Source organism: Dongia sp. P2_B8, assembly GCF_056404715.1.
In genome coordinates this window covers 207,120-222,705 of record NZ_JBFUDM010000003.1, presented here as the reverse complement: position 1 = coordinate 222,705, position 15,586 = coordinate 207,120, and the positions used below count along the sequence as shown (strand labels likewise).

The window sequence follows — 15,586 nt, the reverse complement described above, 5'->3', positions numbered from 1 at the left end:
GCAGATTTGTAGATTACTTCAACTTTTCACAGGCCCGGATGATGCGCGTGCAGGCGTCTTTCAGGGCCTCGGTCGAGGTGGCGTAGGAAATGCGGAAATGGGGGCTGAGGCCGAAGGCTGAGCCCTGCACGGCTGCGACACCTTCCGATTCAAGCAGATAGGTTACAAAATCGTCGTCGGTCGCGATGCGCTTGCCTTCCGGCGTGGTCTTACCGATGGCGCCGGCGCAGGACGGATAGACGTAGAACGCCCCTTCCGGCTTGTGGCAATGGAGGCCCTTCGCCTTGTTCAGCATCTCGACCACCATGTCGCGGCGTTCCTTGAACGAGACATTGTGCTTGGCGATGAAATCCTGCGGGCCGTTCAGGGCTTCGACCGCCGCTGCCTGGCTGATCGAGGACGGGTTCGAGGTCGATTGCGACTGGATCTTGGCAATCGCCTTGATGAGATTGGCAGGTCCCCCCGCGTACCCAATGCGCCAACCGGTCATGCAATATGATTTCGAGACGCCGTTCATGGTCAGCGTGCGGTCGTAGAGCTTGGGCTCGACCTCGGCCAGGGTTGCGAACTCGAAATCGTCATAGACGAGATGTTCGTACATGTCGTCGGTCAGCACCCACACATGTGGATGCTTCAACAGCACGTCGGCAAGCGCCCGCAATTCCTTGGCGGTATAGGCGGCACCGGTCGGGTTGCTGGGCGAGTTGAGGATCAGCCACTTGGTCTTGGGCGTGATCGCTGCTTCCAGCATTTCCGGCTGCAGCTTGAACTGATGATTCTGGCCGCATTCGACGGCGACCGGCGTGCCTTCGGCGAGATGCACGATGTCCGGATAGGAAACCCAATAGGGTGCCGGAATGATCACTTCATCGCCCGGGTTCACGGTGGCGATGAGTGCGTTGTAGAGTACCTGCTTGCCGCCGGTGCCGACCGTGATCTGGTCGATCTTGTAGTCGAGATTGTTCTCGCGCTTGAACTTGGCGATGATCGCCTTCTTCAGCGCATCGGTCCCATCGACATTGGTGTATTTGGTGTCGCCCGCATTGATGGCCTTGATCGCCGCCTGCTTGATATTGTCCGGCGTATCGAAATCCGGCTCGCCGGCACCCAGGCCGATGATGTCGCGGCCCTGCGCTTTCAGTTCGCGCGCCTTCATGGTCACGGCGATGGTGGGCGACGGTTTGATACGGTCGAGGCGGTCGGCGAGGAAAGCCATTCTGGGTCACCTTTGGGTGGGTCAAACGAGGCTGGAAAATCGGGCGGGAAGATAGCCCCCGCCCCCAACCCCCGCAACCCCCGCGAATGCAAACCAGCAATGCCTGCCGACCGGCAACGTTTCAGGCGTAGCGGCGCGCTTTCGCCACCGAAATTGTCACCATGACACTTCCCAGAAGCAGCCCCCAGCCAACCTCTTCGCCTAAAAAAGCGGCAGCGAGGCCAAGACCGATAAACGGCTGGAACAGCTGGATCTGGCTGACTCGTGCCGTTCCGCCCAGGACCAGGCCGCGGTACCAGAACAGGAAGCCGATGAACATCGAGAACAGGGTGACGTAGCCCAGGCCGATCCAGGCTGATCCGGGAACGGTTCCAGGTGCCGCCGGCCAGGCGAGGATCATCGCCGGCAGGCTCAAGGGCAGGCTGACGATGAGGGCCCATGAAATGACCGCGGCAGGTGGCATCTTCTGCGACAGTCGCGCCCCTTCCGCATAGCCGATGCCGGTGGCGATGACGGCGCCCACCATCAGGAGATCGGCACTGCCGAACTGGCCACCTCCTTCATAGACCACATAGCAGGCGACCGAGAGCGCGCCGAACACCGCCCAGAACCAGAAGAGCGCACGTGGCCGCACCGTGCCGATGATGGCGCCGACCAGGCAGGTGGCGAGCGGGATGAGGCCAACGAACAGGATGCCATGGCTCGCCGGCACGTAGCGCAAAGCAAGGCCGGTCAGCACCGGAAAGGCGATGACGACACAGAGACCGACCAGGGCGAGACGCAGGAGGTCGCGGCGGCTCGGCGGGGCCTGGCGTGTGGCCAGCAGCCACAAACCACCCAGAACAGCTGCACCCACGGCACGCGCCGCACTGACGAACCACGGATCGAGCGCCAGGACGGCAGCCCGCGTCGCCGGTAGCGAGCCGCCGAAAATGGCAACGCCGATGGCGCCGTAGATGAGGCCGCGGGTCACTGGCGTGAGGAACGGGGTGGCTGGCAAGGCAGTATCGGTCATGCGGGCGGATCCTTGGTGAATGTCGCCCGATCCTCGCAAACGGGGGCTGGCCAGGACAGGCACACATCCGATACAATCTGCCAATCTATACCAGCACAAATACCAATACAGATGGATCTCGACCTCAGCACGGAAACCGGCACCCTCACGCAGCGCATCGCCCAGGCGCTGGGCCGCCGCATGGCAAGCGGCGCGCTGGGGGCTGGTGAACGCCTGCCGTCCGTCCGGCGCCTCGCGGACCGGCTGGCGGTCAGCCCCTTCACCATCGTCGCGGCCTATGACCGGCTGGTGGCGGATGGGTTGGTGCTGGCCAGGGCGAAGTCCGGCTTCTTTGTGGCGCCACGCGCTGCCGTGGCACGGCCCTTGACGCTAGATCCGCTCCCCAGTGCCCGGACTGGTGTCAACCCGATCTGGATGATGCGCCGGTCGCTGACCCTCGATCCGCAGCAGCCCAAACCCGGTTGTGGCTGGCTGCCCCAGGATTGGCTGCCGGAGGCGGCCCTGCGCGCTGCCCTCCGGGCCTTGGCGCGGGCGCCGGAGACAGGTCTCCTTGATTATGGCGTGCCGCTGGGCTTCCGGCCGCTGCGCGAGTTGCTGGCGCGGCGCATGAACGAGCTGGAAATTCCGGCAGCCCCCGAACATGTGCTGCTGATGGACGGTGCCAGCCAGACCATCGATCTGGTGTGCCGCTATCTCATCGAACCGGGTGATGCGGTCCTGGTCGACGATCCGGGCTATTTCAACTTCCACGCCGCCGTGCGCGCCCAGCGCGGGACGCTGCTTTCCGTGCCGATGACCGAGACCGGCCCTGATCTTGCCGTCCTCGAAGAGCTCGCCATAAAGCACCGGCCGAAGCTTTATCTGACCAATGCCGGCCTCCAGAACCCGACCGGCGCGCGGTTGGGACTTGCCACCGCGCACCGGCTGCTGGCACTGGCGCAGCGCCATGATTTCCGCATTCTCGAAGACGACATCTTCCGTGATTTCGAAGCGCGGCCGGGCTTGCGCCTCGCTGCCCTCGATGGACTGCAGCGCGTCATCCATATGGGCAGCTTTTCAAAGACCCTGTCGGCGGCAACCCGGATCGGCTTTCTGAGCACCGATCCGGCAACGCTGGCCGATCTCATCGACCTCAAGCTCGCCATGAGCTTTGGCAACAATGAACTGTCGGCGCAGCTGGTCTATCGGCTGCTCAGCGACGGATCCTACCGCAAGCATGTCGGCGCCATCCGCGACCGGCTGGCCCGCACGCGCTTCCAGGTCGGGAGGAAGCTGACCAGCCTCGGCTTCAAGCCCTGGCTGGGCACCCAGGCGGATGGTGGCGAAGGGATGTTCCTGTGGCTGGAATTGCCTCAATCCGTGCGTCGGGGCCGGAATGCCGGTTGGCACAATGCCGAGGATCTGGCGGTCCTGGCCCAGGACCAGGGGATCGTCCTGGCTCCCGGCAATGTCTTCAGCCCACAGGCCGCCTGGCCCCGGCACCTGCGCTTTAATGTGGCGCAAAGCCTGGACCCCCGGATCTATACTTTCCTAAAAGCGCAGTTTTCCTGAACCGATAGTTTCCTGGCCGGTATGTTCCAGGCCTGATACCACCTTGGCGGTATTCAGTGACGTTTTTTAGTCACCCTTGACCATTTGTACTTGTATCCGTCACTTTGCGCCTGGGGACGATACACAATTCGCAGGTCCGGAAGTAGCAATGTCAGGTCGACTGAAGCTGAAGCTGCTGGTGTTTGTGATCGCTTTCGTGCTTGGCATGGCGGCGCCCCTCATCGGTCCCCACCCCAATATGCTGCTGGCCTTCGGTGCCATGATCGGCGTCATTCTCGGCCTGGTCGCCGCCATGGCGGTCGAGCGGCCGGAGCCGCTTGCCAAACAATTCACCCGTGCGATCGAGGAAGGCGGCCTCTCCATGGCCTACCAGCCGATCGTGACGCTGGATGCCAACCACACCGTCATTGGCGCCGAACCGCTGCTGCGCTGGACGACACAGGTCGGCGATGCGATCTCGCCCGGCGACTTCCTGCCTATGGCCAAGGCGATGGGCCTCGCACCCGTTCTCAACCAGCGCATCCTCGATATGGTGCTGGCCGATCTCGGGCCCGTGTTGAAAGGCGAACGCGAAATCTGCGTGACCCTCAATCTGGAACCTGATGAGTTCGCCGACCTCACCAAACGCGAAGCGCTGGCGGCCCGGGTGACGGCAGCCGGCATCCCGCCGCACCGGATCGCCATCGAGATGAACGAGATCGATGCCGCCGACCGGCAGATCCGTCCCGCGATCTGGGACATGAAGCAGCGCGGCTTCCGCATCTCGATCGACGATTTCGGTATCGGCGGCGGGGACAGCGAATATCTCTCCTCGCTCAACCCCGATCTCATCAAGCTCAACCGGCGCTTCGTGGCGCTCTCGGGGAATGGCGGGCCGGTTGCTGGATTGGTCGCCGAACTCGTGCGCCTGGCCAAGAAATGCAATGCCCGCATCGTCCTGGTCGGCATCGAAAGCCCCGATGTGGCACGCCGCGCCAGCGCCTTGGGCGCCGATCTCGGCCAGGGCTTCTATTGGCACAAACCCATGCCGGCCAAGGAATTCCTGGATCTGCTGCGCGGCTAGACGGCCGCACCCGCCAAGCCCTCAAATCCGGGCCTTTCATTAAATATAAACCATCCTTGGGGATCATGGCCGGCGCGCTGGTGATGACATCCGCGCCGCGCCCCGAAGGTTCCCGATGAACGTCAAGATTGCAGCGCCCGCAACACCGACCGCAACGCCCCGGATTCACAAGCCGGGCGTGAAGCGGATCAGCCTTGCCTTGCAGGGCGGCGGCTCGCATGGCGCCTTCACCTGGGGCGTCATGCACCGGCTGATCAGCGAGCCCCGGATCTATATCGACGGATTGAGCGGGACCAGCGCCGGCGGCATGAATGCCGCAGTCTTTGCCGACGGATTCCTGAAGGGCAAGCGCCAAGGCGCCATTGATGCGCTGCAGGCCTTCTGGATGGGTGTCTCGGCCCTTAATCCGATCCCGCGCGCCATCCCGCGCGGTATCCCGGGCGTGTCCGAAGGTTGGGACGTCGACAAGGATCCGACCTTCATGTGGTTGGATTTCACCACGCGCCTGTTCGCACCCCGGCAGGTGAATCCGATGCGGCTCGATCCGCTGGGCGACCTGCTGTCAGACCTCGTCGATTTCGACAATCTGCGCAATCATCCGGAAGTGAAATTGTTCGTCACCGCATCCAACGTGCGCACCTGCCGTTCGCGCACCTTCCGCACGCCGGAGATGTCGGTGAAGGCGCTGATGGCCTCCGCCTGCCTGCCCTTGATGTTCGAGGCGGTCGAGGTCGATGGCGAGTTCTATTGGGATGGCGGCTATCTCGGCAATCCGGCGATCCATCCGCTCATCCACGAATGCGACAGCTCCGATGTGGTGATCGTGCAGATCAACCCGATGAACCGGCCGGACGTACCGGTCACGGCCCGCGACATCCTCAACCGCATCAATGAAATGACCTTCAATGCCAGCCTGGTGCGCGAGATGGAGGGTTTTGCCACCCTCACCCGGCTCATCGAGAATGGCGAATTGCAGAACGACCGCTACACCGCCGTTCGCTTCCATGAAATCAGCGCCGAAGCGGAACTGGCCGATATGGGCTCGCTCAGCAAGATGAACACCGAGCGCGCCTTCCTCGAACATCTCCATCAGCTCGGCTATGAAACCGCCGACAAATGGATCACCCAGAATTTCGAGCGCATCGGCTGGGAAAGCACCATCGATCTCAACGAGCGGTTTGGCTGAGCATCGCTATAGGCTGCCCACCACAATCGACACCACCGCTGGCCTTGATCCTGGCCAGTCTCGCCGCCGCGTCACCGGGCACGTCGGCTTCGATCGGCCATATGATTTCCGGTGCCACTACGTGGTCTTCGCCGGTGGCGCTCAAACCATCAAAGATCGGCCCAGCGACGCAATAAGCCCACACCCGCGGGCGCTCCCTGCTGCCATAGCCGACGACGAAGATGTTCCCGATCATGATGCCGGTTCCGACATAGCTGGGGTTTGGCGTCGCCCAGTCGACCTGGTAGGTCTGGTCGGTCTTGCGGATCGTGACTGAGCCCGAATAGCGCGTCAGGTTGTTGTTGAGGCCCAAGGTGATCGCATATGTCCCATTGAGCCCGGTAGGACCCGACAGGTCCTCGCGCCCGTGGCTGCCGGTGTAATTGCCGAATCCGTTCCAGATTCCTTCGAGACGACCACCCGTGACGCGATAAAGGACGATACCCAGCCCCTCGCCTGGCGGCGCCATGATCCCGCCGATGACGTTGTCCAGCTGCAAGGCATAGCCCTCGCTGGCCGCCTTGCCGTCAGGTAGCCAATGGACTGAGAGGGCGTCATTGGCGCGGTCGATGTCGAGGCTGCCGCCATAGGGGCCAGTGGCCGGGTCGAGCCCATTGAACAGATATGACCCGCTGAGTTCCTGCGCCCACAGTGCGGTCGGCATGGCCATCAGCCAGACGGCGGCAGCGGCAATAGCGCACGCCTTTTTCAGATATGTGAACGGCATCGGCGGTCGCACGGGCTGCCCTTGCTGTTGCGCGGTCCAAACCTTGCGGAGTGGCGTGAACGAAGTCAAGCAAGAGCAATCCGGTTCGACTCAGGCCTTCGCCTTCTTCTTCCTGGCCCAGAGATTCAGGAACTCGACCAGCGCGGAGAAGGCGATGGCGAAGTAGAGATAGGCTTTCGGGATGTGGAAGTGCAGGCCTTCGCCGAGCAACGCCACGCCGATCAGGAGCAGGAACGAGAGGCACAGCATTTTCACAGTCGGATGTTCGTCAACGAAATTGCCGACCGGGCCGGCCGCCAGGATCATGACGATCATCGCGGCAACGACGGCCGCCACCATGACCGAGAGATGGTCCGCCATGCCGACGGCCGTGATGACGCTGTCCAGCGAGAACACGATATCGAGAATGGCGATCTGCACGATGGCCGCCGCCAGGCTGAGATATTTGCCGCTCTTGGCGCCGCCCTCGCCGCCTTCGATATGGTGATGGATTTCGGTCGTCGCCTTGGCCAGCAGGAAGAGGCCGCCGCCCAGCAGGATGACATCGCGCCAGGAGAGGTCATAGACCAGTTCCGGGCCGAACCAGTCGATGGTCAGGATCGGGGCCGTGAGGCCGGCCACCCAGGCGATCGAAGCCAGCAGCAGCAGCCGCGTACCCAGCGCCAGCAGCAGGCCGATACGGCGCGCCAGCATCTGCTTGCTGGGCGCACAGCGGCTGGCCACGATCTGCACGAATAGAAGATTATCGATGCCAAGCACGATTTCCAGCGCCGCAAGCGTCAAGAAACTGAGGATCACGGCGGGGTCGGTCAGAAGCTCAAGCATGTGGCTGAATATCCCTGATTGACATGATTTCCCCGCACCAGCCCCGTTTTCCGGGGGGCGCGAAATGACCGGCAAGAGATGGGAAAGCCACGCGGAAAAGTCAATGCTGCCCAGAACGAAAGGCATAGGCCGGAACAAAAGGCATAGGATTGCGAGCATAGGGGAACGAAAGACATCGGCCACCATTTCGCGTATGGTGCTGATGTTAGCGTTGCACCAATGGGTCGCGGTCTTCACATGTCCGGCGTCCGCATTCGGCACCTGCCATGTCCAGCAATCCCGGCCCTTCGTCCGCGATGATCGAGGAGGCAGATAATGGCTACGACGATCCGCAATCCCCTGGAATGGGGCTGGGACCAGGTCAGGCATGCAGCACACGCCCTGGAAACCCTGGAAGAATCCGCAACCCGACCCCATGACGATGTCGCCGCATCTCCGCCCATTGTGCGCCCCATCGCCGTCAGCGATTTCCGCGAGATTTTCCAAAAAGCATTTGCCGATTTCGGCGCCTACCGGACCGATGTATTTTTCCTGTGCATCATCTATCCGGTGATCGGCATCATGATGGCCCGGGTTGCCTTCGGCTATGACATGCTGCCGCTATTATTTCCGATGGCATCGGGTTTTGCCTTGGTGGGTCCCTTCGCCGGCATTGGCCTCTACGAGATGAGCCGGCAGCGCGAAATGGGCGTCAACGTCACCTGGCGCAATGCTTTTGCCGTCTTCCGCTCACCGGCGCTGGGCAGCATCGTGCTTCTGGGGCTCATGCTGGTCGCCGTGTTCGTGTTGTGGATCGCCACCGCAGCAACATTGCACACCGCCATCCTGGGGCCAGAGCAGCCACTCTCCATGGCAGGCTTCGCCCATGACATCTTCATGACGCAGGCCGGCTGGACCATGATTGTGGTCGGATGCGGTGTCGGCTTCCTGTTTGCTTGCCTGGCGTTAGCCGTGAGCGTGGTGTCGTTTCCGTTGCTGCTCGACCGCGATGTCGGGTTGGGGACCGCAATTGAGACCTCGTTCCGCGCCGTGGCGGTGAACCCGGTGCCGATGGCGGTCTGGGGCATCATCGTGGCGGCGAGCCTGGTGCTCGGGTCGATCCCCTTCTTTGCCGGCCTCATCATCGTCATGCCGGTTTTGGGGCACGCGACCTGGCACCTCTACCGCAAGATGGTCACGCGGAAGGCTGGATAGCCGGTGGCTGGATAGCCTTGCGCGCGGCGGCGAGTGCCGCGGCGAGGTTGGCAGAAAACCGCACCGCGGGCCTGGTGACGCCGAACGATTTCAGCGTGCGCCTGACGGGGGCGGCTGCGGCCGCGATGACGATATAGGCGCCGCGCTTATGTGCCTTGTGCACGAAGGCCTCGATCGTCGCGGCAGCGGTTGAATCGAGCATCGGCACGGCATCGAAATCGAAGATGACGGCTTTGGGCTGCTCGCCGATGCGGTCAAGGGCAGCCGCCACGCTGGCTGCTGCGCCGAAGAAGAAGGCGCCCGAGATCCGGCAGATGACGATGTCGCGGTCGGTTCCCTGTGCCGGTTGATAGCGCGTGCGCTCGACGCCGTCTGCCTGGTCTTCATTGAGCAAGGGCGTTGCCGTCTCGACCGCCACGGCCTGTGCCAGGCGATGCAGCATCAAGAGCGCGCTCAGGCAGAAGCCGGTCAGGATGCCGTTCATGAGGTTGTTGAAGATGGTGACCAGGAAAGTCGCCATCAGCACCAGCGCATCGGCACGCGACGCCCGCAGCAAGGCGGCAAAGGCCGGCTTCTCCGCCATGTTCCACGCGACCGTGGCGAGCACCCCGGCAAGTGCCGCCAGCGGAATGTAGGACGCAAGTGGTGCCGCCAGGACCATGAAAGCCAGCAGGAACAGCGCGTGGAGCATGCCGGAGACGGGACCACGCGCGCCGGCACGCACATTCGTCGCCGTCCGCGCAATCGTGCCGGTGACGCAGATGCCGCCGAACAAAGCGGAGGCAATATTGGCGACACCCTGTGCGACCAGCTCGCAGTTCGAACGATGGCGCCGCCCGGTCATGCTGTCGGCAACGACGGCCGAGAGCAGGCTTTCGATGCTGCCGAGCAGTGCAAAGGACAGCGCAGCGGGCAGCATTTCGACAATGCGATCATAGCTGATGGGCGGCAGTTGCGGCCAGGGCAGGATGTGCGGGATGCCGCCGAAGCGCGTGCCGATGGTCTCGACCGGCAAGCCCAGGAGGGCAGCACCCACGGATGCAGCGGTGACGCCGATCAGCAGGCCCGGCCAACGCGGCCGGTAGCGGCGCAGGGCCACGATGAGCAGGATCGTCAGCAAGGCCAGCGCACAGGCGGCCATGTTGATGCTGGGCAAGGCCAGTACCAGGGCCGGCACCTTGTCAATAAGCTCGCCCGGCTCGCCACCCGGCATCGCCAGGCCAAGAAGATCCTTGATCTGGCTGGCGAAGATGATGACCGCAATACCCGCCGTGAAACCGACCGTCACCGGATAGGGGATGTATTTGACGAAGGTGCCGAGCCGCAGCAGACCGGTTGCCAGCAGGATGACGCCCGACATCAGCACCGCGAGCAGCAGGCCATCGACCCCATGCACCGTCACCGTGGCTGCCACCAGCACGATGAAGGCGCCCGCTGGCCCCCCAATCTGGAAGCGGCTGCCGCCGAGCAGCGAGACGATGAAACCGCCGACGATCGCCGTATAGAGGCCCCGATCCGGCGTGACGCCGCTGGCGACCGCAATCGCCATGGAGAGCGGCAGCGCCACGATGGCAACCGTCAGGCCGGCAATGGCATCGGTTCGGATGTCGGCCAGCCCATAGCCTTCGCGCAGCACCGTCGCCAGCTTCGGCGTGAAGAGTTCAACGAAACTGGGCTTATGCACTGTGTTCAAGGGCGGCTTTCGCGGGGTGGCTGGGTTTTGCAGGCCGGAGCTGTATCTACACTTATTTGGTGTTGAAGATAGATGTCAAGCAGCATCCTGACGCAGGGCGTCGCCGCATGAATTCATGAACCGGGGGTCGGCACCTGATAATGGAGCGTCTTGCGCCATTTGACGCGGAGCGCCGCGGGACGTTCGGGAATGCGTTCGTCGAGCACGGTCACGGCGTGGATGCGGTCGGTACGGAAATGGCGGAAATCCTGCCGGAGCTCGCACCAGCCCACCAGCATGCGCACGGTTTCAAGATAGCCGATGGTGACCGGCCAGACCGTGCGGTTGGTGGCGCGGTCCTGTTCATCGCGGTAATCCAGCAGTACCTTGTTGCCGCTATGGATCGCCGCACGCACGGAGGCCATATCGACCCGGTCGACCGGCATGTTGCGGCCAGGCGCCGTCAGGCTGGCAGGATCCAGCACAATGGGGCGCAGGCGCTCAGGGACAGCGGCGGCGATCTTTGCCAGAAGATCCTGGGCCGCCCGCGCCAGGGTCGGATCGCCACGGCCGGTAACCCATTGCGCGCCGATGACCGCTGCCTCGATCTCGTCGGCGGTCAGCATCAACGGCGGCAGGTCGAAACCGCCTTCCAGCACATAACCCACCCCCGCCTCGCCGCGGATCGGCACGCGCTGGGCCATCAGGGTGGCAATATCCCGGTAGATCGAGCGTTTGGACGTCTCCAGCTCGGCCGCAATGGCGTCCGCCGTCAGCGGTTTCCGGTGACGGCGCAGGATCTGGATGATCTGGAAGAGCCGGTCGGCCCGCCGCATGACTTTTTCCTACCCGTTTCGTTCGCTGCTGACACTAGGCTGGCAGCAGGGTGGCAGTAAAGAGAAGGCATCGCAACGCCCGCTCAAGAGGACATCAGCCATGTTGAAGCCGACCGCCCCCATCACTCTCTTCGCCTTCGGCCCGGCCTTTGATCTGCCGGAAGGCAGCCCCTATGTCATGAAGACGGAAACCCAGCTCCAGATGGCTGGCCTGCCCTACCAAAAGGACTTCACCGGCTTTGCCGCAGCGCCCAAGCGCAAGCTGCCCTATATCAAGGACGGCACCACCATCGTGCCGGATTCGACCTTCATCCGGCAGCATCTGGAATGGACCTACAATGTCGATTTCGATGCCGGGTTGGATGTCCGCGAGCGGGCACTGGCCTGGGCCGTGGAGCGCATGCTGGAAGATCATCTGGGATGGACATCGGTGAAGTCGCGCTGGCTCGACCCGGTCAATTTCGCCAAGGGCCCGGCCCATTTCTTCGATGGTGCTCCGGCGGAGATCCGCGAGCAGCTGAAGGCCGACACGCAGGCGAAGATCGTGCGCAACCTCGATGGCCACGGTATCGGCCGGCATTCGGACGAGGATATCCTGTTCCTCGGCACCCGCTCGCTCTACAGCTTTGCGCAGCTGCTGGGGGACAAGCCCTATCTGATGGGCGACAGACCGTGCGGCACCGATGCCACCGCCTTCGGCCTCCTCGCCCATATCATGAACCCGTTCTTCGACACGGACCTGTGCAAGGCGGCGGAGGCTCATGCCAATCTGCGGCCCTATGTCGACCGGATGATGGCACGCTATTACCCCCAGCATCACCGGGAACAACAGGCGGCCTAGGAGACTTGAAGAAGAGGGGTGGAGATCATATCTCTACCCCTCTTTCCCTCTTTGTTCTATAACCGGGCGCATGAAACCGCAGCAATCAGATCCCGTCATTGAGGAACGCCCGATCGGCGCCACCGAGCAGCTGCCGATGAAGCCGTTCAAGCTCGTCTCCGATTACGTCCCGGCCGGCGACCAGCCGCAGGCAATTGCCGAACTGATCGCCGGCGTCAACGCGCAGGAGCGCGACCAGGTGCTGCTCGGCGTCACCGGGTCGGGCAAGACCTTCACCATTGCCCATGTGATCCAGTCGGTGCAGCGCCCGGCTTTGGTGCTGGCACCCAACAAGACATTGGCGGCGCAGCTTTACGGAGAGATGAAAAGCTTCTTTCCCGAGAACGCGGTCGAGTATTTCGTCAGCTACTACGATTACTACCAGCCGGAAGCCTATGTGCCCCGGACCGATACCTATATCGAAAAGGAAAGCTCGCTCAACGAACAGATCGACCGGATGCGCCATTCGGCGACGCGCGCTTTGTTTGAGCGGCGGGACGTGATCATCGTCGCCTCCGTCTCCTGCATCTACGGTATCGGTGCGCCGGAAACCTATTCCACCATGACCATCACCTTGAAGCCCGGCGACAGCGTCGACTTCAACGCGCTGGTGCGGCGCCTCATCGAACTTCAATACAAGCGCAACGAGACAGCGTTTTACCGCGGCACGTTCCGCATCAAGGGCGATGTCCTCGAACTCTTCCCGGCCCATTTGGAAGACCGGGCCTGGCGCCTCTCCTTGTTCGGCGACGAGATCGAGACCATTGTCGAGTTCGACCCGCTCACAGGCCAGAAAAGCGCGGACCTCGCCGAGATCAAGATCTACGCCAACAGCCATTACGTGACGCCGAAGCCCACGCTCCATCAGGCCGTGAAGCTGATCCGCGAGGAGTTGAAGGTGCGCCTCAAGCAGTTTGAGGCGGACGGGAAATTGCTGGAGGCGCAGCGACTGGAGCAGCGCGTCAATTTCGACATGGAAATGATCGAGGCCACGGGGGTCTGTGCCGGCATCGAAAACTATTCGCGCTATTTGACCGGCCGCAACCCCGGTGAGCCGCCGCCGACATTGTTCGAATATCTGCCGGCCGATGCTCTCCTCATCGCCGATGAAAGCCATGTCTCGATCCCGCAGATCGGTGGCATGTTCAAGGGCGATTGGCATCGGAAATCGACGCTCTCCGAATATGGCTTCCGCCTGCCCTCCTGCACCGACAACCGGCCGCTGAAGTTCGAGGAATGGGAGCAGATGCGCCCACAGACCATCGAGGTCTCGGCGACACCCGGCAAATGGGAGTTGGAGCAGACCGGCGGCGCCTTCATCGAGCAGGTCATTCGCCCGACCGGTCTTATCGACCCGGTCTGCATCATCCGTCCGACCGAAACCCAGGTCGATGATGTGACGGCCGAGTGCAAGGAATGTGCCCGCAAGGGCCAACGCGTCCTCATCACCACACTGACCAAGCGCATGGCGGAGGATCTCACCGAATATCTGCACGAAGCCGGTGTGCGCGTGCGTTACATCCATTCCGATGTCGAGACCCTGGAACGCATCGAGATTATCCGCGATCTTCGGCTCGGTGCCTTCGACGTGCTGGTCGGCATCAACCTCTTGCGCGAAGGGCTCGATATTCCGGAATGCGCCCTGGTGTGCATCCTCGATGCCGACAAGGAAGGTTTCCTGCGCTCGCGCACCTCTCTCGTGCAGACCATCGGCCGCGCAGCACGCAATATCGATGGCCGCGTGCTGCTCTACGCCGACAAGATGACCGACAGCCTCGAATATGCGCTCGCTGAAACCAATCGGCGGCGCGAGAAGCAGCAGGCCTATAACGCCGCCAACGGCATCACGCCGGAATCGATCAAGAAGAATATCGGCGACATCATGGGTTCGGTCTATGAATCCGACCATGTGACTGTCGATACCGGTGTGCTCGGCGACAAGCATCTGCTCGGCCACAATCTCAAAGCAACCCTGGCCGAGCTGGAAAAGAGGATGCGCAATGCCGCCGGCAATCTCGAATTCGAGGAAGCCGCGCGCTACCGCGACGAGATCAAGCGGCTGGAAGCCATCGATCTCGAAATTCCCATCACCACCAGCGGCATCAAAGGCGGGCTCGATGCCGCCGGCAAACCTCTGCCGGAACGCCCCCGCGCCCGTTCGACCGCCGGAAGGCCGGGTGAATCCCCAAAGTTCAAGGACAAGGCAAAGCGGCGCAAATAGGCCAGCCTGCTGCCTCAGCTTTGCCTGGCCAGCATCGCCTTGAAGCGCCGCAGAGCCAGCGCCAGGAAGACGGCCCCCTGTGCAGCAATGATCAAGAGCTGCGGCCAGATGATATCGAGGCCGGCACCGCGATAGAGCACGGCCTGCGATACCGCCACGAAATGTGTGGAAGGCAGCGCCTTCATCGCGACCTGAAAGAACTGCGGCATGGATTCCACCGGTGTCGTGGCGCCGGACAGCAGATTCATCACCACGAAGCAGGGAATAGCCATCAGGCCGAACTGCGGCATGGAATTGGCGACCGTCGCCAGCAACACGCCAAGGGCCGTGGTGGCAAACAGATAAATGGCGGTTGCCAGCAAGAACACAGCCGTCGATCCCAGCACCGGAACGCCAAGGAACATTTTCACGACAAAATGCAAGGAGAGCGCGACGGCGACCAGGATGACCAAGCCATTGGCCCAGATCTTGGCAGCGGCAATTTCGCTCGATGTTATAGGCATCACCAGAAGGTGCTCGATGGTACCTCGCTCGCGCTCGCGGATCACCGCGGCACCTACCAGGATGATGGAGAGAATGGTGACATTCTGGACCACCTGCATCACCGACATGAACCAGGCGGAATCGAGATTGGGGTTAAAGTAGGCACGGATCACGACCTCGACCAAGGGCGTCGCAACGGCGCTTCGCTGCCCGAGAAAGGCTGTGACCTCGCGGTCGATGATTTCGCTGATATAGTTGGTGCCGATGCCGGCCTGGGTCATGGCGGTGGCATCGACCGCAAGGCCGATGGTGGGCCGCCGGCCCGCAGCCAGATCGGCTTCCATCCCCGGCGGCAGATCGAGGGCGAAGGTGAACGTACCACGATCGAGACCAAGCTCGACCGAGCTACGGTCAATCTCTTGTGGCTTCAGAAAGTAAGGCGGCTGCAGGGCCTGCACGATGCGGCGCGAGAGTTGCGAGCCGTCGCCGTCCACCACCGCGACGGCAGCATTGCGCACCTCGGTCCGCACGCCGTGCGCCACGGAGTAGATCGAGAAGGTGAAGGAGAAAACCATCAACCCCAGCAGCACTGGATCACGGGCAAGTGCCGCCAGTTCCTTAAGGCCGAGGCGGTAGACGTTTTTGAGCCAGAGGCCGAGGCCGGAGGATCGCTGCATC

Annotated in this window: 13 protein-coding genes; 6 read left to right on the top strand and 7 right to left on the bottom strand. The window is 62.6% G+C overall.

From position 1 onward, the window contains the following. Positions 1–13: 13 nt before the first annotated feature. Positions 14–1,216: an aspartate transaminase gene (locus AC1DWZ_RS08660; RefSeq protein ID WP_477168477.1), complete on the bottom strand. Its 1,203-nt coding sequence runs from the start codon at positions 1,214–1,216 to the stop codon at positions 14–16. Positions 1,217–1,337: 121 nt separating this feature from the next. Then, entirely contained in the window at positions 1,338–2,231 is an 894-nt protein-coding gene (locus tag AC1DWZ_RS08655) for a DMT family transporter (RefSeq protein ID WP_477168476.1), read from the bottom strand. Between the two features lie 111 nt (positions 2,232–2,342). On the opposite strand from AC1DWZ_RS08655, the gene AC1DWZ_RS08650 reads away from it, so the two are divergent. The 3 genes from AC1DWZ_RS08650 to AC1DWZ_RS08640 all read left to right on the top strand — a co-directional run bounded on the left by AC1DWZ_RS08650 (position 2,343) and on the right by AC1DWZ_RS08640 (position 6,031). Next, the gene (locus AC1DWZ_RS08650; protein WP_477168475.1) at positions 2,343–3,782 is read left to right on the top strand and encodes an aminotransferase-like domain-containing protein; all 1,440 of its coding nucleotides are present in this window, start codon (positions 2,343–2,345) and stop codon (positions 3,780–3,782) included. A 148-nt stretch (positions 3,783–3,930) separates the two neighbouring features. Further along, entirely contained in the window at positions 3,931–4,845 is a 915-nt protein-coding gene (locus AC1DWZ_RS08645; protein WP_477168474.1) for an EAL domain-containing protein, read from the top strand. 115 nt (positions 4,846–4,960) lie between these two features. Beyond that, on the top strand, positions 4,961–6,031 hold the full coding sequence (locus AC1DWZ_RS08640) for a patatin-like phospholipase family protein (RefSeq protein ID WP_477168473.1): 1,071 nt from the start codon (positions 4,961–4,963) through the stop codon (positions 6,029–6,031). Here the strand turns inward: AC1DWZ_RS08640 and AC1DWZ_RS08635 are convergent. Next, positions 6,012–6,797, bottom strand: a complete 786-nt coding sequence (locus AC1DWZ_RS08635) for a hypothetical protein (protein ID WP_477168472.1) — start codon at positions 6,795–6,797, stop codon at positions 6,012–6,014. The two genes, AC1DWZ_RS08640 and AC1DWZ_RS08635, sit on opposite strands and share 20 nt — an antisense overlap. A 90-nt stretch (positions 6,798–6,887) precedes the next feature. Continuing rightward, complete coding sequence (locus tag AC1DWZ_RS08630; RefSeq protein WP_477168471.1) at positions 6,888–7,622, bottom strand: TerC family protein; 735 nt, start codon at positions 7,620–7,622, stop codon at positions 6,888–6,890. A gap of 315 nt (positions 7,623–7,937) precedes the next feature. Between AC1DWZ_RS08630 and AC1DWZ_RS08625 the strand changes: the two genes are divergently transcribed. Then, positions 7,938–8,816, top strand: a complete 879-nt coding sequence (locus tag AC1DWZ_RS08625) for a DUF2189 domain-containing protein (protein WP_477168470.1) — start codon at positions 7,938–7,940, stop codon at positions 8,814–8,816. On the opposite strand, the gene AC1DWZ_RS08620 is transcribed toward AC1DWZ_RS08625, so the two are convergent. Together AC1DWZ_RS08620 and AC1DWZ_RS08615 are read right to left on the bottom strand one after the other, a co-directional pair. Continuing rightward, positions 8,797–10,500, bottom strand: coding sequence for a SulP family inorganic anion transporter (locus tag AC1DWZ_RS08620; protein ID WP_477169489.1), 1,704 nt, complete (start codon positions 10,498–10,500; stop codon positions 8,797–8,799). The two genes, AC1DWZ_RS08625 and AC1DWZ_RS08620, sit on opposite strands and share 20 nt — an antisense overlap. A gap of 122 nt (positions 10,501–10,622) precedes the next feature. After that, positions 10,623–11,324: a helix-turn-helix transcriptional regulator gene (locus AC1DWZ_RS08615; RefSeq protein WP_477168469.1), complete on the bottom strand. Its 702-nt coding sequence runs from the start codon at positions 11,322–11,324 to the stop codon at positions 10,623–10,625. A gap of 100 nt (positions 11,325–11,424) precedes the next feature. Here AC1DWZ_RS08615 and AC1DWZ_RS08610 point away from each other — a divergent pair, with 100 nt between their 5' ends. Both AC1DWZ_RS08610 and uvrB read left to right on the top strand, forming a co-directional pair. Next, entirely contained in the window at positions 11,425–12,165 is a 741-nt protein-coding gene (locus tag AC1DWZ_RS08610) for a glutathione S-transferase family protein (RefSeq protein WP_477168468.1), read from the top strand. A 136-nt stretch (positions 12,166–12,301) separates the two neighbouring features. After that, entirely contained in the window at positions 12,302–14,425 is a 2,124-nt protein-coding gene (uvrB, locus tag AC1DWZ_RS08605) for an excinuclease ABC subunit UvrB (protein ID WP_477169488.1), read from the top strand. Positions 14,426–14,439: 14 nt separating this feature from the next. On the opposite strand, the gene AC1DWZ_RS08600 is transcribed toward uvrB, so the two are convergent. Further along, positions 14,440–15,585, bottom strand: coding sequence for an ABC transporter permease (locus AC1DWZ_RS08600; protein WP_477168467.1), 1,146 nt, complete (start codon positions 15,583–15,585; stop codon positions 14,440–14,442). Position 15,586: the final 1 nt, after the last annotated feature.